Source organism: Kitasatospora sp. NPDC127035, from assembly GCF_042726075.1.
Lineage (GTDB): Bacteria > Actinomycetota > Actinomycetes > Streptomycetales > Streptomycetaceae > Kitasatospora.
On sequence record NZ_JBHXDN010000086.1, the window covers coordinates 1 to 23,637 of the forward strand.

General features: G+C 72.4%; 18 protein-coding genes, 1 rRNA gene, 1 pseudogene and 1 riboswitch. Of the genes and pseudogenes, 15 read left to right on the forward strand and 5 right to left on the reverse strand.

Annotated elements, in window-relative coordinates; translation table 11 throughout:
• The 12 genes and pseudogenes from rrf to ACFWIC_RS36410 all read left to right on the forward strand — a co-directional run.
• Positions 1-92 (forward strand): 5S ribosomal RNA (rrf, locus tag ACFWIC_RS36355); the annotation flags it as partial.
• A 97-nt stretch (positions 93-189) separates the two neighbouring features.
• On the forward strand, positions 190-810 hold the full coding sequence (locus ACFWIC_RS36360; RefSeq protein ID WP_380521188.1) for a CDP-alcohol phosphatidyltransferase family protein: 621 nt from the start codon (positions 190-192) through the stop codon (positions 808-810).
• A gap of 136 nt (positions 811-946) precedes the next feature.
• On the forward strand, positions 947-3,442 hold the full coding sequence (locus ACFWIC_RS36365) for a mannose-1-phosphate guanyltransferase (protein ID WP_329877964.1): 2,496 nt from the start codon (positions 947-949) through the stop codon (positions 3,440-3,442).
• 151 nt (positions 3,443-3,593) lie between these two features.
• A pseudogene (locus ACFWIC_RS36370) lies at positions 3,594-4,469 on the forward strand (DUF881 domain-containing protein); the annotation flags it as partial.
• Positions 4,470-4,723: 254 nt separating this feature from the next.
• Positions 4,724-5,056, forward strand: coding sequence for a small basic family protein (locus ACFWIC_RS36375; protein WP_030062488.1), 333 nt, complete (start codon positions 4,724-4,726; stop codon positions 5,054-5,056).
• Between the two features lie 556 nt (positions 5,057-5,612).
• Positions 5,613-6,449: a DUF881 domain-containing protein gene (locus tag ACFWIC_RS36380; RefSeq protein WP_380521211.1), complete on the forward strand. Its 837-nt coding sequence runs from the start codon at positions 5,613-5,615 to the stop codon at positions 6,447-6,449.
• Positions 6,450-6,564: 115 nt separating this feature from the next.
• Positions 6,565-7,437 carry an FHA domain-containing protein gene (locus ACFWIC_RS36385; RefSeq protein WP_329877945.1) on the forward strand — a complete coding sequence of 291 codons (873 nt, stop codon included), beginning with the start codon at positions 6,565-6,567 and terminating at the stop codon, positions 7,435-7,437.
• 182 nt (positions 7,438-7,619) lie between these two features.
• Positions 7,620-8,318: a MerR family transcriptional regulator gene (locus ACFWIC_RS36390; RefSeq protein WP_329877974.1), complete on the forward strand. Its 699-nt coding sequence runs from the start codon at positions 7,620-7,622 to the stop codon at positions 8,316-8,318.
• Between the two features lie 75 nt (positions 8,319-8,393).
• Positions 8,394-8,870, forward strand: coding sequence for a bifunctional nuclease family protein (locus ACFWIC_RS36395; RefSeq protein WP_063350203.1), 477 nt, complete (start codon positions 8,394-8,396; stop codon positions 8,868-8,870).
• 237 nt (positions 8,871-9,107) lie between these two features.
• Positions 9,108-9,767, forward strand: a complete 660-nt coding sequence (locus ACFWIC_RS36400) for a MerR family transcriptional regulator (protein WP_329877941.1) — start codon at positions 9,108-9,110, stop codon at positions 9,765-9,767.
• 90 nt (positions 9,768-9,857) lie between these two features.
• Positions 9,858-10,592 carry a vancomycin high temperature exclusion protein gene (locus ACFWIC_RS36405; RefSeq protein ID WP_380364751.1) on the forward strand — a complete coding sequence of 245 codons (735 nt, stop codon included), beginning with the start codon at positions 9,858-9,860 and terminating at the stop codon, positions 10,590-10,592.
• Between the two features lie 71 nt (positions 10,593-10,663).
• Positions 10,664-12,127, forward strand: coding sequence for a DNA polymerase IV (locus ACFWIC_RS36410; RefSeq protein WP_380521191.1), 1,464 nt, complete (start codon positions 10,664-10,666; stop codon positions 12,125-12,127).
• 180 nt (positions 12,128-12,307) lie between these two features.
• Here ACFWIC_RS36410 and ACFWIC_RS36415 read toward each other — a convergent pair whose 3' ends face one another.
• Together ACFWIC_RS36415 and ACFWIC_RS36420 are read right to left on the reverse strand one after the other, a co-directional pair.
• Complete coding sequence (locus ACFWIC_RS36415) at positions 12,308-13,798, reverse strand: MFS transporter (RefSeq protein WP_329877937.1); 1,491 nt, start codon at positions 13,796-13,798, stop codon at positions 12,308-12,310.
• A gap of 165 nt (positions 13,799-13,963) precedes the next feature.
• Positions 13,964-15,292, reverse strand: a complete 1,329-nt coding sequence (locus tag ACFWIC_RS36420; RefSeq protein WP_380521193.1) for a DUF2382 domain-containing protein — start codon at positions 15,290-15,292, stop codon at positions 13,964-13,966.
• Between the two features lie 221 nt (positions 15,293-15,513).
• A riboswitch (glycine riboswitch) is annotated at positions 15,514-15,617 on the forward strand.
• Positions 15,618-15,858: 241 nt separating this feature from the next.
• Between ACFWIC_RS36420 and gcvP the strand changes: the two genes are divergently transcribed.
• On the forward strand, positions 15,859-18,759 hold the full coding sequence (gene gcvP, locus ACFWIC_RS36425; protein WP_355405629.1) for an aminomethyl-transferring glycine dehydrogenase: 2,901 nt from the start codon (positions 15,859-15,861) through the stop codon (positions 18,757-18,759).
• Positions 18,760-18,873: 114 nt separating this feature from the next.
• On the opposite strand, the gene ACFWIC_RS36430 is transcribed toward gcvP, so the two are convergent.
• Together ACFWIC_RS36430 and ACFWIC_RS36435 are read right to left on the reverse strand one after the other, a co-directional pair.
• Positions 18,874-19,065, reverse strand: a complete 192-nt coding sequence (locus ACFWIC_RS36430; RefSeq protein ID WP_329877932.1) for a DUF5999 family protein — start codon at positions 19,063-19,065, stop codon at positions 18,874-18,876.
• 479 nt (positions 19,066-19,544) lie between these two features.
• Positions 19,545-20,117, reverse strand: a complete 573-nt coding sequence (locus ACFWIC_RS36435) for a hypothetical protein (RefSeq protein WP_329877931.1) — start codon at positions 20,115-20,117, stop codon at positions 19,545-19,547.
• A 370-nt stretch (positions 20,118-20,487) separates the two neighbouring features.
• Here ACFWIC_RS36435 and ACFWIC_RS36440 point away from each other — a divergent pair, with 370 nt between their 5' ends.
• Together ACFWIC_RS36440 and ACFWIC_RS36445 are read left to right on the forward strand one after the other, a co-directional pair.
• Positions 20,488-21,993: a glutamate--cysteine ligase gene (locus tag ACFWIC_RS36440; RefSeq protein ID WP_329950161.1), complete on the forward strand. Its 1,506-nt coding sequence runs from the start codon at positions 20,488-20,490 to the stop codon at positions 21,991-21,993.
• Between the two features lie 164 nt (positions 21,994-22,157).
• Complete coding sequence (locus ACFWIC_RS36445; protein WP_329950152.1) at positions 22,158-22,946, forward strand: CPBP family intramembrane glutamic endopeptidase; 789 nt, start codon at positions 22,158-22,160, stop codon at positions 22,944-22,946.
• Positions 22,947-23,012: 66 nt separating this feature from the next.
• Here the strand turns inward: ACFWIC_RS36445 and ACFWIC_RS36450 are convergent, their stop codons facing one another.
• The gene (locus tag ACFWIC_RS36450) at positions 23,013-23,558 is read right to left on the reverse strand and encodes an HAD domain-containing protein (protein ID WP_380363089.1); all 546 of its coding nucleotides are present in this window, start codon (positions 23,556-23,558) and stop codon (positions 23,013-23,015) included.
• Between the last annotated feature and the right edge of the window lie 79 nt (positions 23,559-23,637).

A 23,637-nucleotide genomic window follows, 5' to 3' on the forward strand; every position in this document is an offset into this window, starting at 1 on the left:
CGCCCGGTTACATTCCGAACCCGGAAGCTAAGCCTCACAGCGCCGATGGTACTGCAGGGGGGACCCTGTGGGAGAGTAGGACGCCGCCGAACAATTCTTATGGAGAAGCCCCCGCCGGGGAACCGGGCGGGGGCTTTTCTGTTGTAAGGTCAACGTGCGAAGTTGCCACACATGACAGGAGGCCCCCGGGTGGAGGTCCAGGAGACGCGGGTCCAGACCGATCGCGTCCTCACCATCCCCAACCTGCTGAGCATGGGCCGGCTGGTCGGTGTTCCGCTCTTTCTCTGGCTGATCCTCTGGCCGGTGTTCGACGGGCCGAACAACGACGGCTGGGCATTGCTGATTCTGATGCTCAGCGGTATCAGTGATTACCTGGACGGGAAACTCGCCCGCCGGTGGGGGCAGATCAGCCGCGTGGGGCAGCTGCTGGATCCGCTGGCGGACCGGCTCTATGTGCTCTCCACGCTCCTCGGCCTGACCTGGCGTGAGATCCTGCCGTGGTGGCTGACGGCGATCCTGATTGCGCGTGAGCTGTTTATCGCCGCGCTCCTTCCCCTTCTCAACCGGCACGGCTACGGGCCGTTGCAGGTGAGTTTCCTGGGGAAGGCCGCGACCTTCAATCTGATGTACGCGTTTCCGCTTCTGCTGCTCGGCGCCGGGGACAGCTGGATCGCCCGGCCGGCCGAGATCGTGAGCTGGGCCTTCATCTGGTGGGGGACCGCCCTGTACTGGTGGGCCGGCATTCTCTACGCCGTCCAGGCGCGCCAGATCATCCGGGGCAGATCGGCCTCCTCCGCGTCCACTGTCTGAGACGCGATCCCGGGACGGGATCTGAGAGAAGTCCCACGGCGACACGGTGCGTCGGACGATATCTTCCGGGTAGACCCCCTCTGGAACGGTTTGATGGACCTGCAGGGTCCACACCGCGAAGGAGGACGCACCCGTAATGAAAGCCGTTGTAATGGCGGGGGGCGAAGGCACCCGACTCCGCCCGATGACCTCCAGCATGCCGAAGCCGCTGCTTCCCGTGGTCAACAGGCCGATCATGGAGCACGTGCTGCGGCTGCTGAAGCGGCACGGCCTCTCCGACACCGTCGTGACCGTCCAGTTCCTGGCCTCACTGGTCAAGAACTACTTCGGTGACGGTGAAGAGTTGGGCATGAATCTCACCTATGCCAACGAGGAGACGCCACTGGGCACTGCGGGGAGTGTCAAGAACGCCGAGGACGCCCTGAAGGACGACTCCTTTCTGGTGATCTCCGGTGACGCACTGACCGACTTCGACCTCTCCGAATTGATCGCGTTTCACCGTAGTAAGAACGCACTGGTCACCGTCTGTCTCACCAGGGTGCCGAATCCACTGGAGTTCGGTATCACGATCACCGATGACGAGGGGCGCGTGGAGCGCTTCCTGGAGAAGCCGACCTGGGGGCAGGTCTTCTCGGACACGGTGAACACCGGTATCTACGTCATGGAACCCGAGGTCTTCGACTACGTCGCGGCGGGTGAGTCCGTCGACTGGTCGAGTGACGTGTTCCCGCAGTTGCTGAAGGAGGGCAAGCGGGTCTACGGGTACGTCGCCGAGGGCTACTGGGAGGACGTGGGCACCCACGAGAGCTATGGCAAGGCCCAGGCGGACGTCCTGGAGGGCAAGGTCGACGTCGAGATCGACGGGTTCGAGATCTCGCCCGGGGTCTGGGTCGCCGAGGGCGCCGAGGTCGACCCGGAGGCGGTTCTCCGCGGGCCGCTCTACATCGGGGACTACGCCAAGGTCGAGGCCGGCGTGGAGATCCGCGAACACACCGTGCTCGGCAGCAACGTGGTCGTGAAGCGCGGGGCGTTCCTGCACCGGTCGGTCATCCACGACAACGTCTACGTGGGGCCGCAGAGCAATCTGCGGGGCTGTGTGGTCGGCAAGAACACCGATGTCATGCGGGCCGCGCGGATCGAGGACGGCGCGGTGATCGGGGACGAGTGCCTGATCGGCGAGGAGTCGATCATCGCGGCCAACGTCCGGGTCTACCCGTTCAAGACCATCGAGGCCGGCGCGGTCGTCAACACCTCGGTGATCTGGGAGTCCCGCGGGCAGGAGCACCTGTTCGGGCTGCGGGGTGTCTCCGGGATCCTGAACGTCGAGATCACCCCCGAGCTGGCCGTACGGCTCGCCGGCGCGTACGCGACGACGCTGAAGAAGGGCGCGACCGTCACCATCGCGCGTGACCACTCGCGAGGTGCGCGCGCCCTGAAGCGGGCGATGATCTCCGGGTTGCAGACCAGCGCGATCGACGTCCGCGACCTGGAGAACGTGCCGATGCCGGTGGCCCGGCAGCACACGGCCCGGGGCAGTGCCGGCGGGATCTTCCTGCGGACCACGCCCGGGGTGCCGGACTCGCTGGACATCCTCTTCTTCGACGAGCGCGGGGCCGACCTCTCGCAGGCCGGGCAGCGCAAGCTCGACCGGGTCTACGCGCGCCAGGAGTACCGCCGGGCCTTCCCCGGCGAGATCGGGGACCTCACCTTCCCGTCCAGCGTCTTCGACTCCTACGCGGGCAACCTGCTGCGGGCCGTCGACACCACCGGGGTGCGCGAGGCCGGTCTGAAGGTCGTCGTGGACACCGCGCACGGCAGCGCCGGGCTCGTCCTGCCGAGCATCCTCGGTCGGCTCGGGGTCGAGGCGCTCAGTGTCTCCAGCGGGCTGGACGAGTCCCGGCCCACCGAGGACGCCGAGGAGCGGCGCGCCGGGCTCGCCCGGCTGGGCGAGCTGGTGGCGTCGTCCCGGGCCGCCTTCGGGGTCCGCTTCGACCCGGTGGGCGAGCGAGTGGCCTTCGTGGACGAGCTGGGCCGGGTCATCGACGACGACCGGGCGCTGCTGGTCCTGCTGGACCTGGTCGCGGCCGAGCGGCGGAGCGGGCAGGTGGCGCTGCCGGTGACCACGACGCGGATCGCCGAGCAGGTCGCGGCGTACCACGGCACGCAGGTCACCTGGACCACGACCACGCCGGACGACCTGGCGAAGGCGGCAGCCGCCGAGGGCACGGTGTTCGGCGGGGACGGGCGCGGCGGCTTCGTCGTGCCGGAGTTCAGCGGTGTGCTGGACGGCGCCGCGGCGTTCGTCCGGCTGGTCGGGCTGGTCGCCCGGACCCAGCTCACGCTGAGCCAGATCGACGCGCGGATCCCGCAGGCGCACATCCGCCGCCGGGACATCGCGACGCCGTGGGCGGCGAAGGGCATGGTCATGCGTTCGGTGGTGGAGGCGGCCGGCAGCCGGCAGCTGGACACCACGGACGGTGTCCGGGTCGTCGAGGCGGACGGGCGGTGGACGCTGGTGCTGCCGGACCCGGCCGAGGCGGTCACCCACCTGTGGGCCGAGGGCCCGGACGACGAGGCGACCGAGGCGCTGCTGGACGAATGGGCGGCGGTGGTCGACGGCGCCGGGAGGTGACGGCCGGAGCCCGGTGACGGGTCGGCGGCGGGGCGGGCGGCTGGTGCCGCACCGCCCCGCTGTCCGTTTCGGGTGGTTGGTGGCGGTCGGTCCGTTTTGATGTGTATGCAGGTCAGGGGTTGTGTACGGGGCCCTCGTCGGCCGTGGGACGATGGTCCGCATGTCAGCGACGCCGACGCCGAGTGCCAGCAGTGGACGGTACAACCGTCCGGATGCCTCGATGTCCCTGCTGACCAATGTGATGGACCACAGCCTCGACGAGGGGTACGCCGAGGCGGCTGCGGCACGGGGCGGCGACGGTCCGCACCGGATACCCGGTACGGCGCGGGGGCTTCTCACGCTGGGGGCCGGGCTGGCCCTGGTGGGCGCGGTCCTCACGGTCGGGGCCGTGAACGCGCACGAGGCCGAGCCGACGCTCGCCAAGGAGCGCGACGCCCTGATCCACCGGATCAACGACTCCAACGGGTCGGCGGACCAGCTCCAGAAGCAGGTCCAGGAACTGCGGCGCAGGGTCGACAGCACCCAGCAGCAGGCACTCGCTCCGGGGGAGGTCGACCCGGCCGTCCTGGCCGGTGCGGTCGGCCTGGCCGAGGTGACCGGGCCCGGCGTCAAGCTGGTGCTGGAGGACGCGACCGGTACGGGCGCCGGCGGCAACGTCGACCCGCGCAGCGGGCAGGGCTTCTCGAACAGCGGACGGCTGCGGGACCGTGACCTGCAACTGGTGGTGAACGGGCTCTGGTCCTCCGGCGCGGAGGCCGTCGCGATCAACGGGCAGCGGCTCACCGCGCTCTCCGCGATCCGCGCGGCCGGTGAGGCCGTACTGGTGGACAACCGGCCGCTGGTCCCGCCGTACACCGTGCAGGCGCTGGGGAACGGGCCCAAGCTGGTGGGCGCCTTCGAGAGTGCGATGGCGGGCCAGTACCTGCGGCTGTTGCAGGAGAAGTACGGCATCAAGTCGACCATCTCCGCGCAGAAGAGCCTGACCCTGCCCGCGGCCGTGGGGGTCACCCTGCGGACCGCCCAACCTGCGCTCCCCGAGCCCTCGCCCACCGCGAGTCCGCCCGCCTCCGGGGAGGCGTCGCCGTCCGCGGGGCCCTCCGGATCGGCCTCACCGTCGACGGGCGGCACCGCGAGTCCGTCCGGCACCACCTCGCCGTCCGCGAAGCCGACCGGGCAGGCCTCGGGGAAGCGCTCGCCGAGCCCCTCGGCCAAGACCACGACCGGCCGTCCGCCCACCGCGACCACCGGGTCGCCCTCCGCAGCGACAGGAGCAGCTAGACCGTGATTGCCGTACTGGGTCTCGTGATCGGGGTCGTCGTCGGACTCTTCGTCCAGCCCGAGGTACCGGACGCCGTCGTGCCGTACCTGCCGATCGCGGTGGTGGCGGCGCTGGACGCGGTGTTCGGCGGCGTCCGCGCGATGCTGGACGGGATCTTCAACGACAAGGTCTTCATCGTGTCGTTCCTGTCGAACGTGGTGGTGGCGGCACTGATCGTCTTCCTCGGGGACCAGCTGGGCGTGGGCTCGCAGCTCTCCACGGGCGTCGTCGTCGTCCTCGGAATCCGCATCTTCTCCAACGCCGCTGCGATCAGGCGCCATGTCTTCCGCGCCTGAGCCGGGCCGCGAGCGGGCGGCGGAGAAGAAGGCGGACGGATCTGCGGGAGAAATTGTGCGCGAGGACGGTGGCGAGGAACGCGAGCCGGTACCGGTCGAGCCGGTGGACGGGAAGCGGCAGGAGAAGCCCGGGCAGGGGTCCGGCGACCGGCCGGTGAGGCGGCCCGACGGGCCGGCGATCGCGCCGGAGCCCGAGGAACGGCCCGGGCAGCCCGCGGACGCGGTGGCGGAGGAGCGGGAGGCGCGGGGGGAGCCGGCCGAAGAGTCTCTGCCCGACGGGAGGCCGGAGGGCGTTGCCGCCGACGGGGCTGGGGGCGAGCCCGCGCCCGGGGGCCCGGCGGAGCCCGAAGCGGAGCCTGCGGAGGGGGTCACGGAGCCTGCTCCGGCGAGCGCCCCCGAGGTGACGCCTGCGCCCGCGCGTGCGCTGCCGCCGGTGGCGGCAGCGGAACCGGTACGGCGGCCGGAGCCACGGCCCGAGCCCGCAGCGAAGTCGATCCCGCAGTCCCAAACCCAAACCCAGCCGCAGCTACAGCCGGCGGGGCCGGACGCCGAGTCCGTGGCGCCGTCCCCGCCGCCACCGGTACCGGTACCGGAACCTGCGCCGGCCCTCCCGTCTGCCGCCGCGCCCGCCCCCGAACCCGAGTCCGGGCCGGCCCGGGACGACCGGGCCGCAGGGCGGCGACGGCTGAAGGCCGCGGTCTGGCCGCCGAGGCTGTCGCGCGGCCAGCTGGTGGTGGCGGTGCTGCTGTTCTCGCTCGGACTGGCGCTGGCGATCCAGGTGCGGTCCACCAACGACCACCACAGTCAGCTGCGTGGCGCGCGCCAGGAAGACCTTGTTCGCATCCTCGACGAACTGGACGGCCGTCAGCAGCGTCTCCAGCAGGAGAAAGCGGAGCTCGAGCAGTCCCTGGCGAAGTTGGAGAACAGCTCCAACCAGGCCAAGGAAGCCCAGGAACAGACCAGGAAGAAGGTGACGGAGCTCGGCGTTCTGGCCGGGACCGTCCGAGCCACTGGTCCGGGGATCGTACTGACGGTCGATGATCCCCAAGGGCAGGTGAAGGCAGATATGCTGCTGGACACCCTGCAGGAACTCCGAGCGGCGGGGGCGGAGGCGATTCAGATCAACGATGTGCGTGTGGTGGTCAACACCTACTTCACGGACGTGTCCGGCGGCGGCGTGCAGATCGACGGCAAGAAGGTCTCGGCGCCCTACCGGTTCACCGTCGTGGGGAATCCGCAGGACCTCACACCCGCGTTGAACATTCCGGGGGGTGTGGTCCGTACCTTGGAGAACAACCAGGCACGCGCGACCATCTCCCAACAGCAGAAGGTGGTCGTCGACGCACTCGTCGACCCGAAGACCCCGCAGTACGCCAAACCGGCTCCGAAGTGAGCACCGCAGTCGGAGTTCCGCTCCAGCCGGCCCGATCCACGACCGGGCCCGCAACCTGTCCGAGGTCCTCACCCTGCCCCGCGGGCGGGTCTGTCACACGCAAGGGGATTCGCCCGTGAGTTTCTTCTCTAAGTTGTTCGGTCGTAACAAGGGCCGCGACGCGGCCGCCGTCGAGGCGCCGACCGCGCGCCACCGCCGGGACGACGAACCCGCCGTGCCGGGCATGCGTCCCGCCCCCGAGGGCGCGGAGTACGCCGAGCGCCCGCTGTTCCGGGACGGCGCCCAGTACGCCGGGAATCAGGCGGGCTACGGCGCGTCGGTTGACCCCTCCGGCGCCCCGCGCATAGGTTTCCCGTCAGGACCCTCAACCTCTGGTGGAGGGTTTGCACCGGACCCGTACGCCGGGCACAACCCGTCGGGTGTGCCGCGCCAGGAGGCTGTGAACATGGCTGGCCCCACTCCGTGCCCCAGGTGCGGCAACCAGAACCCGGCCGCGGCCCGCTTCTGTTCCAACTGCGGTTCGGCGCTGCGCGGTGGTCTGCTGCCCGAGGGGTCGGCGGAGACCACGTCGACGATCTCGATCTCCGGCCTGGAGTCGTACGACCCGAACACCACGACCGGGACCGGCACGCCGGCCCTCTCGGCCGAGGTGTTGGCGGCCATCGACGCGCTGCCCCCGGGTTCGGCCCTGCTGATCGTCCAGCGAGGCCCGAACTCCGGCAGCCGGTTCCTGCTGGACTCGGACAAGACCACGGCCGGCCGCCACCCGCAGGGCGACATCTTCCTGGACGACGTCACCGTCTCCCGCAAGCACGTGGAGTTCCGCCGGACGCCCGGTGGCGGCTTCACCGTCGCCGACGTCGGCAGCCTCAACGGCACCTACGTCAACCGGGAGCGGATCGACGAGGTGTCGCTGAACAACGGCGACGAGGTGCAGATCGGGAAGTACCGGCTGGTCTTCTTCGCCAGCCACAACCGGGGGTACTGAAACCAACGTCGGCAGGAGCCCGAGTGAGCACGAATACCCCTTCTTCTCCTCTCGGGGCGGCCACCCCCGCGCCGTTCGGTCACACGCCGGACAAGGGCTCGCGCGGGGTGGTCGCGGCCCCCAGGCAGCCGGTCCGGTCGGACCGGCCCGGCGGGGGCGGCCGGCGCCGCGGCGGCGACGAGCTGCTGAGCATCGGTGCGGTGCTGGCCTTCCTGCGTGACGACTTCCCCGAGGTCACCATCTCCAAGATCAGGTTCCTGGAGGCGGAGGGCCTGGTCGAGCCCCAGCGCACGCCCTCGGGGTACCGGAAGTTCAGCCCGGCCGACGTCGAGCGGCTGGCCCACGTGCTGCGGATGCAGCGCGACCACTACCTGCCGCTGCGGGTGATCCGCGACCACCTCGACGCGATCGAGCGCGGCGAGACCCCGCCGGCGCTGCCCGGCCCCTCCGACAGCCGCCCGGGGCCGGTGGAGGAGGCGGACCGCGAGCTGACCGCCGCGGCCGAAGCCTCCGCCGGGGTCCGCCTGGGCCGGGCCGAGCTGCTGGCCGCCGCCGAGGCGGGCGAGCGCGAACTGGCCGAGTGGGAGTCCTACGGGCTGATCGCGCCCGGGCCGGACGGCGGGTACGACGGCGAGGCGCTCCAGGTGGCCCGCCTGGTCGCCGAACTGGGCCGGTTCGGTCTGGAGCCGCGCCACCTGCGCGCCATGAAGGCCGCCGCCGACCGGGAGATCGCCCTGGTCGAGCAGGTGGTGGCGCCGTTGCGGCGGCACCGGAACCCCCAGACCAGGGCGCACGCCGAGGCCACCGCGCGCGAGCTGGCTACCCTCTCCGTCCGGCTGCACGCGGCCATGGTCCAGGCCGGTCTGCGGGCCTGGACCTGACCCGCGCCACCGCGCTGACCAGCGCCGTCGGCGCTGCGCTTTCATATCCGGGTCGGGAGCCATAGGGTTGCTCGTGTGAATGAGCTCGACGTCGTGGGTGTCCGGGTGGAGATGCCTTCCAACCAGCCGATCGTGCTGCTCCGCGAGGTCGGGGGCGATCGGTACCTGCCCATCTGGATCGGCCCCGGCGAGGCGACCGCGATCGCCTTCGCCCAGCAGGGCATGACGCCGGTGCGCCCGCTGACGCACGACCTCTTCAAGGACGTGCTGGAGGCTCTGGGCCAGCAGCTCACCGAGGTCCGGATCACCGACCTGCGCGAGGGCGTCTTCTACGCCGAGCTCGTCTTCACCGGCGGCGTCGAGGTCAGCGCCCGCCCGTCCGACGCGATAGCGCTGGCGCTGCGGACCGGGACGCCGATCTACGGGAGCGAGGAGGTGCTCGCCGAGGCGGGCATCGCGATCCCGGACGAGCAGGAGGACGAGGTCGAGAAGTTCCGCGAGTTCCTCGACCAGGTGTCGCCCGAGGACTTCGGCGGCAGCGGCCCGCAGTAGGGCGTGCGGCCGGTCAGTGGGCTGGCGGGCCGTGTGTGTCCGGCCGTTTTGCCAAACCGCGTCCACCTACCCACACTAGGGGCACGAAAAACCACTCTCCTGAGTGATGTGGTCTGCCCGCCACGGCGTGGCGATCGTTGACGGGCCATAGGGGACTGCCTACCGTCAGGAGGGGCTGCCCGGGTGTCCGATGCCCGTGGTCTGGGTTGCCCGCAGCACGAGTGGACGGAGGTAGGCATGACCGGCACCGGCGAGGAATTGGCCGTGGGAGGCCTGTGCACCGTGCACATGCCGCGCACCGCCCGCAACGTGACCGAGCTGCCCCGGCCGGAACTGCCCCGGGTGGGCCGGTTCCCGGCGGTCCAGCCCGGCCAGCCGGCCCTGGAGCGACTCGGGCCCACGTCCGAACTGATCGGTTACCGCGGTCCGACGGCCTGCGCCGCGGCCGGGATCACCTACCGCCAGCTGGACTACTGGGCCCGCACGGGCCTGCTGGCCCCGAGCGTCCGGTCGACCTTCCCGGCGACCGGCCAACGGCTCTACAGCTTCCGCGACATCCTGCTGTTGAAGATCGTCAAGCGGCTGCTCGACGCGGGCGTCTCGTTGCAGAACATCCGGGTCGCGGTCGCCCACCTGCAGTCCGTCGAGGTCTGTGACCTGACCGGACTGACGTTGATGTGCGACGGCGCGACGGTGTACGAGTGCACCACCCCGCAGCAGGTCGTGGACCTGCTGAAGAGCGGCCAGGGGGTCTTCGGGATCGCCGTCGGCGCGGTCTGGCAGGAGCTGGAACGCACCCTCGGGCGGCTGCACGCGGAGCGGACCGACACCGGGGAGACGGTGGCCGGACACGACCCGGCGGACGAGCTGGCGCAGCGCCGCAACAGGGCTGTCTGAACAGGCATCTGACGAGGCCGCGGGCCCGGACGGGGAACCGTCCGGGCCCGCGGTTTCGTCGTGGCCGGTGAACCGACAGAGGGAGGGCACGTGCGCTTCGGTTCCGGAATCCCCGGCCTGGTGGTGCGGAGGGCGGTGCGGCTCGGCGTCCGGTTGCGGCGCAGGCGGGCGCAGCGCCGGTTGTTCCAGCTGGTGACGGTCTGCTGCTCGCTGGCGCTGGCGCCGAGCGCCTGGCTCTGGTTCTCGGCGGGGGAGCGGGTGGGCACCGTGGCGACGGCGCCGCAGGCGCCGGTGGCGGTGGTGTTCGGCGCCGGGCTGTTCGACGGCAGGCCCTCGCCCTACCTGGCGCACCGGCTGGACGCGGCGGTCGAGCTGTTCGAACGGCGGAAGGTCCAGGCGATCTTGGTGACCGGGGACAACGGCCGGGCGAGCTACGACGAGACCGAGGCGATGCGGCGGTACCTGATCGAGCACGGGGTGCCGGACGTCCGGGTGGTCGGGGACTACGCGGGGTTCGACACCTGGGACTCCTGCACGCGCGCGCACCGGATCTTCGGGGTGGAGCGGGCGGTGCTGGTCAGTCAGGACTTCCACGTGCGGCGGGCGCTGGCACTCTGCCGGGCGGCCGGCATCGAGTCGTACGCGGTGGGCGTGCCGGAGGCGCGGGACCTCACCTGGCTGTACGGCGGGCTGCGGGAGATCCCGGGGGCGGGGAAGGCGGCGCTGAACGCCTGGCTGCGGCCGGACCCGCTCTTCCTCGGGCCCCGCGAGCCGGGCCTGCCGAAGGCGCTGGCTGACGCGGGGGCCGGTCCGGTGCGCGGGTAGGGCCCGCCACCGGGGGGGGGGAGACGGCCGGGTTCGACCGTGCTGTCGGACCCGTGCGGCATGATCGGCGGGTGCGGTCACTGCCGAGCATCATCCACCTCGACATGGACGCCTTCTTCGCGGCGGTGGAGCAGGCGGCCAAGCCGAGCCTGCGCGGGAAGCCCGTGGTCGTCGGCGGGCTCGGCGGGCGGGGGGTGGTGTCCACGGCGTCCTACGAGGCGCGGAAGTTCGGGGTGCACTCGGCGATGCCGATGGCGCAGGCCCGTCGGCTCTGTCCGAACGCGGCCTTCCTGGCCGGTCGCTTCGAGGCCTACCGGCCGGTGAGCGAGCTGGTGATGGGGCTGCTGCGGGAGCTGTCCCCGCTGGTGCAGCCGCTCAGCCTGGACGAGGCCTTCGTCGACCTGGAGGCGGGTCCCTACGGTCCGCTGCTGGCGGAGGCGGAGCACCGGACGGGCGAGCGGCTGGTGCTGGCGCTGGCGGAGGACCTCCGCGCGGACATCCGGCGGCGGACCGGGCTGACGGCCTCGGTGGGCGCGGCCGGGTCCAAGCTGATGGCCAAGATCGCCTCCGAGCAGGCCAAACCGGACGGGCTGGTGATGATCGAGCCGGGCCAGGAGCGCGCGGTGCTCGGGCCGATGCCGGTCCGCGCACTGCCGGGGATCGGTCCGGCCACCGAGCAGGTGCTGCGCCGGTCGGGGCTGAACACGGTGGCCGATCTCGCCGAAGCGGGGGAGAACGAGCTGGTCCAGCTGCTGGGGAAGGCCCACGGGGCCGGCGTGTACCAGATGTCGACGGGGCTCGACGACCGGCCGGTGGTGGCCGACCAGGACGCCAAGTCGGTCTCGGTGGAGGACACCTACGAGGTGGACCTGGCCGATCGGGAGCGGATACTGCGCGAGGTGGGGGCACTGGCGGCGCGGTGCGTGCGGCGGCTGCGGGGTGCCGGGCGGTCGGGGCGGACGGTGGTGTTGAAGGTGCGGCGGTTCGACTTCTCGACGCTGACCCGCTCCGAGACGCTGCGCGGGCCGACGGACGACGAGACGGTGATCACCGAGACGGCGCGCCGGCTGGCCTCGCAGGTGGACATCACGGGTGGGGTGCGGTTGCTGGGCGTCGGAGTGTCGCAACTGGCCGACTACACGCAGGAGGACCTGTTCGCGCAGGCCGTCCGGGAGGAGGCGGAGGCTGCCGGGCACGAGGCCGGTGCGGACGAGGAGGCGGAGGCCGACCGCGCGGAGGAGGCGCCGGCCGTGCGGCGCTGGCTGCCCGGGCAGGACGTGCACCACGCCGAGTTCGGGCCGGGGTGGGTGCAGGGCAGCGGGGTGGGGCGGGTGACGGTGCGGTTCGAGACGCCGTGGAGCGGGCCGGGGCGGGTGCGGACCTTCGGGGTGGAGGATCCGGCGCTGGAGCCGGCCCCGCCGCTGCCGCTGGGCGGGAGCGAGCCGGGGCCGGAGCGCGGTGGTCCGGGGAGCGGAGGCCAGGGGATTGGTGCGGACGGTGGTGGTGCGTCCGGACGGGCGGGGACCGAGGGCTGAGGGGCGGGGCCGGGGGACGGGGACGGCGCTGCCGGGCCGGGACATGAAGCGGCCCCACCCGGCACGGGGGCCGGGTGGGGCCACATGCGGTTCCGGGCCACGGACGGTCGCGATGCCCTCGGCGACCGTCCGGGTCCCGGTCCCCGCGCCCTGTCCCTGAGCGCGGGGTCGGACGCCTCGTCAGGCGTCGGTCTTCACCGGCCGGGGGCCGGAGGTCAGGTCCGCGACCTCGTTGCCGTGCACCACGGTGGTGGTGGGCTTGACGGTGCGGATCAGGAACGGGACGGCGCCGGCGATCACGCAGACCACCGCGGCGGTCCAGAACGCGTGCTGGTAGGCGTCCAGGGTGGGCAGCGTGACCGGGATCGGCAGCTTCATGGTGTCGCCGGTGAGGATGGCGGCCATGACGGCGGTGCCGATCGCGCCGCCGACGGTGCGCAGCACGGCGTTCATGCCGTTGGCGATGCCGCTCTGCTCGACCGGGACGGCGCCGTTGATGTAGGCCGGCATCGCCGAGAACGCGAGGCCGATACCGAGGCCGAAGATCGCCGAGGAGAGGTAGATGTCCGCCTCGTGGCTGTGCCGGACGGCCAGGTAGGCCATCGCGACGGCGCCGAGGACACCGCCGAGGACCAGCGGCAGGCGCGGCCCGCGGCGGGCGATCAGCACGGCGCCGAGCGGGGCGGCGACCATCGAGCCGAGGGCGGACGGCAGCAGCATCACACCGGCGTGCAGCACGGTGGCGGTGAAGCCGTAGTGGGCGAGCTTCTCCGGGGTCTGGGCGAAGTTGCTGATCACCATGAACGAGCCGTACATGCCGAAGCCGATCAGCAGGCCGGCCAGGTTGGTGAAGGCGACGGCCGGGCGGGACATCATCGTCATGTCGACCAGCGGGTGCTTGACCTTGACCTCGATGACTCCCCAGATCAGGGCGACCACGGCGGCGACGGCGAACAGGCCGAGCGTCCGGGTCGAGGTCCAGCCCCAGGTGTTGCCCTGGCTGACCGCGACCAGCAGGGCGGAGAGCCAGCCGGCCAGGGTGATCGCACCGAGCGGGTCGGCGCCGCCCTCCTTGTCCGTGACCGGGTCGGTGGGCACCCGGACGGCGACCAGGGCGATCGCGAGCAGGCCGAAGAAGAGGCCCATCCAGAAGATGGACTTGTAGCTCCAGTGCTCCAGGAGCAGACCGGTGGCGACCAGGCCGAGGCCGCTGCCGACACCCATCGAGGCGCTGATGGCGGCGACGCCGCCGGTCACCTTCTGCTTGGGGAGCTCGTCGCGGACGATGCTGATCGCCAGCGGGAGCACGCCACCGCCGGCGCCCTGAAGGACGCGGGCGAGGACCAGCCAGGTGAAGGAGTGGGTGGTGACGGCGAGCGCGGAGCCCGCGGCCAGACCGGCCAGCGAGATCAGCAGCATCGGCTTGCGGCCGCGCAGGTCGCCGAAGCGGCCGAGGAGGGGGGTGAGCACGGCGGCGGAGAGCAGGTTGGCCGTCATCAGCCAGGTGATGCTGGAACCGGAGACGTTCAGTTCCTTGGCGAGCGAGGGCAGGATCGGGACGACCGCGGTCTGCACCACGCTGAACGACAGCATCGCCAGGATGAGGGCCGGCAGGACCCGGGCGCTGCTCTGCTTCTCGGCCGCGACGGTGGGCTGTGGTGCCTCACTCACGGTTGCTTCCTCCCGTACATAGTGAATGAACTGAAGTAACCATGCAGGGAGATACTTCAGAGTGTCAAATATCCATGGGTTAAGCCTTGGCAAAGTCGAAGGGTTTGCGCCGTGGAACGCCGCAGGGCCCCGGCCGGATCGGCCGGGGCCCAGCGGGCTCGGGTGTCAGACCAGGGGCCTGAGCGGGAGTGGGCGGGCCGGCTCGTCGGGGGCGGGGGAGACGGGCCCGGGCGACGCGGCGGAGGCGGAGACCGGGGGGTTCGAGGCCGTCCCGGTGGTGTCGTGGACCTCGACGTGCTCGCGCCGCAGCTCGTCGCGGATCACCTCCTCGGCGGTGTACCGCTCCACCACCAGACGGACCCGCTCGATCGGCGCGAGGTACTTGCGGACCACCGGGCGCTCCTCGCGCAGGGTGACCTCCTCCACCGCCTCGGCGATGTCCTTCTCGCTGAGCGCGGCCCGCTCGGCCTCGCCGACCGGCATCCGCTCGACCCGGACCCGTTCGCGGACCACCGGGACCCGGCGCTCGACCGGCTCGCTGGTCACGTACTTGCGCAGCTTTGCCGTGCCCACGACGTGCCACTCGGTCGTGACGTCCAGCCGCTCCTCGCGGCAGGTGATCTCCACCGGGCCGCCGGGCGTGGACGCGACCGCACCGTCGGCGGAGCGCGAGGTGCCGGTGGCGGACGGCGTGGCCTGCGAGGGCGAGGGCTGCGAGGCCGCCGGCGGGGTGCCGTTGGCCGGGGCGGGCTGCGCGGACTGCGGGCGCGGCTCGGCGGCCGGGGCGGTCGCCGCGGTGGAAGCCGGCGGCGCCGCGGCGGGCGTGGGGGTGGCGAGGGTCCGCACGTTGGCCTCCGTGACGGGGTCGGCCGGCTTGCCGGAACCGGCTGCCGGAGTGGTGGTGGCCGCGGCGGCGGCCGTGTGGAAGGTGAGCGACTTGGCCGGGGCGGCGGCGGACGGCGTGGCCGGCCGGCTCCGCGCGGCCGCTGCGGCCGCGGCTGCGGCGCCCGCCGTTCCGGCGACGCCCGCGAGGGGCGTGCCGTTCGAGGCGGTGGTGCCGGGGGTGCCGTTCGACGAGGGCGTGTCCGCAGGGGTGCCGTTCGACGCCGTCGTGCCGAAGTCGAGGTCGGCCGGCTCGGAACCCGAGCCGGGGCCGTCGCCCGCCGACGGCTGCCCGTCCAGCGTCGTGTCCAGTCCGTAGTAGCGGTAGAGCTGGAGCTCCTGCGCCGGGGACAGGTGCTGGCCCACGCCGAAGTCCGGCGACTCCTTCACCAGCGACTTGTCGTACGGCACCCGCAGCTCGTCGCCGGAGAACTCGCTCGTGGTCAGGGGGACGAAGGCGTCCCGGCCGAAGATGCCGGTCCGGACGGCGGCCCACTCGGGCCGGCCGGTCGCGTCGTCCAGGTACACCTCGTCGACGGTGCCGATCTTGTCTCCGTTGCGGTCGACCGCCTTGTGGCCGATGAGGTCCCGGGGGTCGATATCGGTCTGCACTCTTTCCTCCAGTGCGCTCGTCCTGCGGCTCCCGCAGGACGGCGGCCGGCCCGCCCGTCCTGTCCGCCACTTCACACCAAAAGCCATGAACCGGACGTCCGCGACCGGGACGGGGCCGGACGGGCCGGGCCGTCGTCCGTCCGGGTCACGGCCCAACGGGCCGAGTGACCTGACGCACCCGTGATCGGGCGGCCTCCCGCTGGTACCCTGGGCGCGACCGCCGAGCCCGCTCGGGAGAGTCCCCGACAGTCGAAACCGCTGGTCGGGGCGCCGAAGGAGCAACTCCTCCCCGGAATCTCTCAGGCATCCGTACCGTGTGGGCTAGGTCACTCTGGAAAGCAGGGCAGGACCGTCGGCGAGGGAGCCGTCGGACCCCACCCTCACCGACGGTGCAAGCCGGCGGGGCGCCCACCGTGCCCCCGCGCGGGTGAAGCTCTCAGGTCCCGATGACAGAGGGGGAGGCCTGTCGGGTTCGTCCGCCCAGGCCGCTCCGCTGTTCTCCGCAGCGGCGAAGCCGTCCGGCGTGCGCACCCCCGCCGGTCCGTGACCAGGAGGCCTCGACCACCATGAACGCCCAGCCGAACTCGGGACGCCCCACCACCCCCGCGACCCTCACCGAGCTCGAACAGGCCAGCCCCTTCGAGAACCGCCACATCGGCCCCGACGCCGCAGCGCAGGAGAAGATGCTGGCCCAGGTCGGGTACGGCTCGCTGGACGAGCTGGCCACGGCCGCCGTCCCAGAGGCGATCCGCTCCATCACCGCGCTCGACCTGCCCGCAGGCCGCAGCGAGGCGCAGGTCCTCGCCGAGCTGCGCGAACTGGCCGACCGCAACCAGGTGCTCCAGCCGATGATCGGCCTGGGCTACTACGGCACCTTCACGCCGCCGGTGATCCTGCGCAACGTGCTGGAGAACCCGGCCTGGTACACCGCCTACACCCCGTACCAGCCGGAGATCTCGCAGGGCCGGCTGGAGGCGCTGCTCAACTTCCAGACCATCGTCTCCGACCTGACCGGCCTGCCCACCTCCGGTTCCTCCCTGCTGGACGAGGGCACCGCGGCCGCCGAGGCGATGGCGCTCGCCCGCCGCGTCACCAAGGTCAAGGGCGGTGTCTTCCTGGTCGACGCCGAGACGCTTCCGCAGACCACCGCGGTCATCAACACCCGTGCCGTGCCGACCGGCGTCGAGGTCGTCGTCGCCGACCTGTCCGAGGGCATCCCGGCCGAGATCGCGGAGCGCGGCGTCTTCGGCGTGCTGCTCCAGTACCCCGGCGCCACCGGTGTCGTCCGCGACCTCACCCCCCTGATCGAGCAGGCCCACGGCCTCGGCGCGATCGTCGCCGTCGCCGCCGACCTGCTGGCGCTCACCCTGCTCAAGTCCCCGGGCGCGCTCGGCGCCGACATCGCCTGCGGCACCTCGCAGCGGTTCGGCGTGCCGATGGGCTTCGGCGGCCCGCACGCCGGCTACCTCTCGGTGCGTGCCGAGTACGCCCGCTCGCTGCCCGGCCGCCTGGTCGGCGTCTCCGTCGACGTCGACGGCAACCGCGCCTACCGCCTGGCGCTGCAGACCCGTGAGCAGCACATCCGCCGCGAGAAGGCCACCAGCAACATCTGCACCGCCCAGGTGCTGCTCGCCGTCATGGCCTCGATGTACGCGGTCTACCACGGTCCGGACGGTCTGGCCGACATCGCCCGCCGCACCCACCGCTACGCCGCCGCGCTGGCCGAGGGCCTGACGGCAGGCGGCGTCGAGCTGCTGCACGGCGAGTTCTTCGACACCGTCACCGCCGTCGTCCCCGGCCGTGCCGCGGAGATCGCCGCCGCCGCCCGCGCGAACGGCGTCAACGTCTACCAGGACGGCGAGGACCGGATCTCGGCCTCCACCGACGAGACCACCACCCGCGAGCACCTGGCGGCGGTCTGGGCCGCGTTCGGCGTCGAGGGCGTCGAGGTGGCGGAGGGCGCCGACGCGCTGCCCGCCGCCCTGCTGCGCGAGGACGAGTACCTGACCCACCCGGTCTTCCACAGCCACCGCTCGGAGACCGCCATGCTGCGCTACCTGCGCCGCCTGTCGGACCGTGACTACGCGCTGGACCGGGGCATGATCCCGCTGGGCTCCTGCACCATGAAGCTCAACGCGACCACCGAGATGGAGCCGGTGACCTGGCCGGAGTTCGGCCAGCTGCACCCGTTCGCGCCGGTCGACCAGGCCGCGGGCTTCCTCACCCTGATCCGCCAGCTGGAGCAGCAGCTGGTCGAGGTGACCGGCTACGACGCCGTCTCCATCCAGCCGAACGCCGGCTCCCAGGGCGAGCTGGCCGGCCTGCTGGCCGTCCGCGCCTACCACCACGCCAACGGCGACACCCAGCGTGACGTCTGCCTGATCCCGTCCTCCGCGCACGGCACCAACGCCGCCTCCGCGGTGATGGCCGGCATGCGGGTGGTCGTCGTCAAGACCCTGGTCGACGGCGACGTGGACGTGGCCGACCTCAAGGCCAAGATCGAGCAGCACCGTGACAGCCTCGCCGTGCTGATGGTCACCTACCCGTCGACCCACGGCGTGTACGAGACCGAGATCACCGACATCTGCGCGGCCGTGCACGACGCCGGTGGCCAGGTGTACGTCGACGGGGCCAACCTGAACGCCCTGGTCGGCCTGGCCAAGCCGGGCAAGTTCGGCGCGGACGTCTCGCACCTGAACCTGCACAAGACCTTCTGCATCCCGCACGGCGGCGGCGGCCCGGGCGTCGGCCCGGTGGCGGTCCGCGCGCACCTCGCGCCGTACCTGCCGAACCACCCGCTCCAGGAGGAGGCCGGCCCGGCCACCGGTGTCGGCCCGATCTCGGCGGCGCCGTGGGGCTCGGCGGCGATCCTGCCGATCTCCTGGGCGTACGTCCGGCTGATGGGCGGCGAGGGCCTCAAGCGCGCCACCCAGGTCGCGGTGCTGAACGCCAACTACATCGCCAAGCGGCTGGCCCCGCACTTCCCGGTGCTCTACACCGGCCCCGGCGGTCTGGTGGCGCACGAGTGCATCATCGACCTGCGCCCGCTCACCAAGGAGACCGGCGTGACGGTGGACGACATCGCCAAGCGCCTGATCGACTACGGCTTCCACGCGCCGACCATGTCCTTCCCGGTGGCCGGCACGCTGATGATCGAGCCGACCGAGTCCGAGGACCTGCACGAGATCGACCGCTTCTGCGACGCGATGATCGAGATCCGCGCCGAGGTCGAGAAGGTCGGTTCGGGCGAGTGGGCCGCGGAGGACAACCCGCTGCGCAACGCCCCGCACACCGCCGCCACGCTGGTGGGCGAGTGGACGCACGGCTACTCGCGGCAGGAGGCGGTCTTCCCGGCGGGCGTGAACCCGGCGGACAAGTACTGGCCGCCGGTCAGCCGGATCGACGGCGCGTACGGCGACCGCAACCTGGTCTGCTCCTGCCCGCCGCTGGACGAGTACGGCGTCTGACGCAGGACCGGTACGGCCGGCCCGCGGACACGTGGACAGGGCAGGGCCCCGGCGGAACGTTCCGCCGGGGCCCTGCCCTGTGTTCCGTGGTGGTCCGGACCGGTGCCGGGCGGGTCAGAGTGCGTGGGCGGTCCGGCGGCGCGGGGCGATCACCCGGCCGTCGGGCAGCAGTTCGCCGGTGTCCTCGAACAGCAGGACGCCGTTGCAGAGCAGGCTCCAGCCCTGCTCCGGGTGGCACGCCACCGGGACGGCGGCCTCGCGGTCCTCGGACTCGGCCGACGGGCACTCAGGACGGTGCTGGCACATGCGTACCCTCGCTTCGCTCTGCGATCCTCCCCGAGACACGGTGCCGCCGGTCTGCCGTCGGGCGCTGCCGCGGTGGTCGGATTCTGTCCGGTGTCGGGCCAGGTGTGGACCGGCACTCAAGTGGGTAGGATAGGAGGTCCCTCCACGCTGGTTCCCAGTGTCGGCATCCGGGGACGCGCGCGCAGCGATTTCGTGACATGCGCCACAACCAACGGGTAGAGATCACCCGTTCAGGTGGCGGCGGACCGTGGCCGGTGCCGGGTGGGCCATCCGGTGACGGGCCCGGACGGGCCATGCCGCATGGCCCACCCGGGTGTTCGCCGGGCGGTGGCCGGGAGGGGCGGGGGGTGGGCGTGGCTGAGCCCCGGACCGGAGCACCCGGCCGGGGCGCGGGGCCGGACACCGGGCGGGTCCCGGGTCGGGTCCGGGTGGTGGCTCGGGGCGCCGGGTTGTCGGGCCTCGGGTCGGGTGCCCCGCTCTCAGGGGGAGCCGAGCAGCAGCGGCCGCCCGATCGGCGTACGGGCCAGGACCGGCAGGAGCTCGGCAGCCGGGTAGGTGCGGTGCGCGGTGACACCGAGCGGAGCCGGCGCCAGCGGGATCAGCAGGTCCGAGCCGGTGTCGCCGTCCGGGCCGTGCAGCCACAGGGCCGTCGCGTACTGGCCGGGGAAGGTCAGCAGCCTGGGCTGCCGGCGGGCCCGGGAGGACTGGGCGAGCTGCCAGGCCTGGCGCAGCGCCCGGACCGTCGAGTCCAGGTAGGGGCCGGCGGTGAAGTGCGAGAACGTGTGGCCCTCGGACCCCTGCACCACCTCGGCCGCGGCGGCCACGTCGGCGCCGTCCTTGATCAGGAAGCGCCACCCCGTTCGCCGGGCGGCGGCGAGATCGGCGCGAGGCCCGTCCAGGACGTGGACGGCGAGCGGATGGGCGGGGAGCAGTGCGCCGGTCGGATGACGGAGCGCGGCGGCGGCGGGCTGGCGCAGCGCGGTCTCGGAGTCGAGTGCGGCGAGGACGGCGCGGAGCGCGCTGGGCGGGGGCTGGGGAGTCTGCAGAGTCATGGCAAAGTCGCCTCTCCGTGCGAGATCGGCGTGCGAGTGCGGCATACCGGCATGGCCCGGTGCGTCGGCGGTGACGGAACCTGGGCCTTGTCCGGTTGGGCAGGATCGCGGTGCCGGCGAGGCCCCCGCCGTCGACGGTGGTCTCGCGGCGAAAGCGGGCCGGGCCGTGGGGCAGTGCGAATTCTACTCGAACAGGTGCGCAGGGTGACCTGTTTATCACAGGCGGTGGCGTCGGGCAAGTCGGCAGATTAGCTGAAACGGCATCAGTTTCCTTGCATTGCAAGCCAATCGAAGCCATCGGGTATCGATCTTCGGGGTGGGCATGATGCTTGCACGGTCGCTCGGCCGGGCGGCTCTGGAGGAGGGGACCATGGGCGAGAAGGTCGTGGCGACGCGGGCGGACCTGTCGGACCGGCAGCTCTACCGGCGCAAGCTGCAGTCCAGCCTCGACGTGTTCGGCCGGATGCTGCGCGAGGACCGCTTCGAGCGACCACGGGCCGTGATGGGTCTGGAGATCGAGCTCAACCTGGCCGACGAGCAGGGCCTGCCGGTGATGAACAACGCGCAGGTGCTCACCGCGATCGGGTCCAGCGACTTCCAGACCGAGCTCGGCCGGTTCAACATCGAGGTCAACATCGCGCCGCACCGGCTCTGCGGGCACGTCTTCGAGGACCTGCGCGAGGAGATCGACACCGGCTTGCGCTACGCCGACCGGCGGGCGAGCGAGGCCGGGGCGCGGATCGTGATGGTCGGCATCCTGCCGACCCTGGAGCACGACCACACCGGGCTGGACGCGATGTCCCACAACCAGCGGTACAGCCTGCTCAGCGACCAGATCCTGGCCGCCCGGGGCGAGGACATCACGCTGGACATCGAGGGCGTCGAGCGCCTCCAGCTGGAGTCCATCACCATGGTCGCGGAGGCCGCGGCCACGTCGCTCCAGCTGCACCTGCAGGTGACCCCCGAGCGGTTCTCCTCGGTCTGGAACGCCGCGCAGGCGATCTGCGGTCCGCAGCTCGCGCTCGGTGCCAACTCGCCCTTCCTGTTCGGCCGGGAGCTGTGGCGCGAGACCCGGCCGGTCCTGTTCCAGCAGGCCTGTGACACCCGTTCGGCGGAGCTCAAGGCCCAGGGCGTGCGCCCGATCACCTGGTTCGGCGAGCGCTGGGTGGACTCGGCGTACGACCTCTTCGAGGAGAACCTGCGGTACTTCCCGGCGCTGCTGCCGATCTGTGACGACGAGGACCCGGTGAAGGTGCTCGGCTCCGGAGGGGTCCCCCGGCTCGCCGAGATGCGGCTGCACAACGGCACCATCTACCGCTGGAACCGACCGGTGTACGACGTCAGCGGCGGGGTGCCGCACCTGCGGGTGGAGAACCGCGCGCTGCCGGCCGGGCCGACCGTCGCCGACACGCTCGCCAACGCGGCGTTCTACTACGGCGTGGTCCGGGTGCTGGCCGAGCAGGCGCGGCCGATCTGGACCAGGCTGCCGTTCGACCGGGCCGACGAGAACTTCCGGCAGGCGGCGCGGTACGGCGTCGACGCGGTGTTCCAGTGGCCGCGGCACGGCCGGGCCGGGCGCGGCGGCGGCCTGACCGCGGTGCCCGCCGTCGACCTCGTGCTGGGCGAGCTGCTGCCGATGGCGCACCAGGGACTCGACGCCTGGGGCGTGGAGCCGGCCGACCGGGACCGCTACCTCGGCATCATCGAGCAGCGCTGCCTGCGCCGGACCAACGGCGCCTCCTGGCAGAGCGCGACGTTCCACCGGCTGCGCGAGCAGTACGGGATGGACCGGCCGGCCGCCCTGGCGGCGATGACCCGCCGGTACATGGAGTACTCGCGCGGCGGTGAGCCGGTGCACACCTGGCCCGTGGGATAGGCGCGTCGCGGGGATCGGTCCGGACGAAGGTCCGGACGAAGCCGTCGCGGCCCCGGGCCGATCCGCCCCGCACACCCCACCGGCACGCTGTGGAAGGATGACCGCTCCGGCGGTCGGCCGACGGCCGGAGCGACGCCCGTCCGCCGTCCGCGCTGGAGCACCACGTGACCACCGTCCCGACCGAACCGCAGACCGCGAAGCCCACCCGCCGGCTGCTCGGCGCGGAGCTGCTGATCGTTCTCGGCCTGTCCCTCGGGGCCAGCGGCATCGGCGCGCTGATCAGCTTCGCGGGCTCGCTCACCGAACCGCTCAACCTGGGCCGGCAGGTCGCCACGCTGAACGGCTCACGGGCCCCCGGCCGGCCCTGGCTCGACCTGCTCTGGCAGCTGTACTACGTCGGACGCGGGCTGATGCCGGTCGTGCTGGTCGGCTACCTGCTGGTCCGCGAGGGCGTGGCGCTGCGGGTGCTCGGATTCGACCTCGGGCAGAAGCTGCGCGACCTCGGCCGGGGTGCGGCGGTCGCGGCGGCGATCGGTGGTTCGGGACTGGCGCTGTACCTCGCCTCCCAGGCCGCCGGCTACAACCTCACGGTCGCGCCGTCCGGGCTGCCGGACGTGTGGTGGCGGATTCCGGTGCTGCTCGCCTCCGCCTGGCAGAACGCGATCCTGGAGGAGGTCGTCGTCCTCGGCTACCTGCTGCGCCGGCTGGGGCAGCTGGGCTGGTCGTGGCCGGCCGCGGTGGTGGCGAGTTCGCTGCTGCGCGGCTCGTACCACCTGTACCAGGGGGTCGGGGGGCTGGTCGGCAACATCGTGATGGGCGTCGTGTTCTGCCTGCTCTACCGGCGGTGGGGGCGGGTGATGCCCCTGGTCGTGGCGCACGCGCTGATCGACACGGTGGCCTTCGTCGGGTACGCGCTGCTGGCCGGGCACGTGAGCTGGTTGCCGACCGGGTGAGGCCCGCCGCGTGCGGCCGGGCGGGGCAAGGGCGGCCCGGGCGGGTGGGCGCGGTGGGCCGGGAGGTCAACCGGCCTCGGGCCGGGTGGTGGGTCGGGTGGTGCGCAGGCGCAGGGTGGCGGGACGCGGCGGCCGGGCCAGCAGCCGGTCCACGTGCCGGCGTTCGAGGCCCCGGCCCGGATCGATCGGCAGCAACACGCGGTCGCGACGCCAGAGCGCGCTGCGGACCAGCCGGCCGGGGATGACGTCGTCGACCCAGGCGAACGGCCGCCCGGCCGCGTAGCGCAGCAGCGGTGCCCACTTGCGGGCGGAGAACAGCTCCATCAACGGGACGCGCGGGTCGCCGGGCTGGGGCGTGTAGCCGGTGAACCGGACCAGCGGCAGCTCCGGCAGGCCGATCGCCGGGGCGATGTGGGCGTTGGCGTGCTCCTCCCAGGTGGTGGCCCAGACGAGTTCGTAGCCGGCGGCCAGTTCGCGCAGCCACGTGCCGTGCCGGGGGGAGAGCAGCACGGTGTAGCCGAGCATGGTGTGCGCGTCGAAGTCGGTCTCCGGTCCGGGGCAGACCGGGTTGAGCACTCCGTCGACGTCCAGGAACAGCAGTGGCTTCGGCATCGGGCGCCCCCCAGGTCTCACTCGTCGTCACCTGGTCGGACGAGCCGGGCCCTCCGGTGGTTGCCCACCGGAGGGCGCA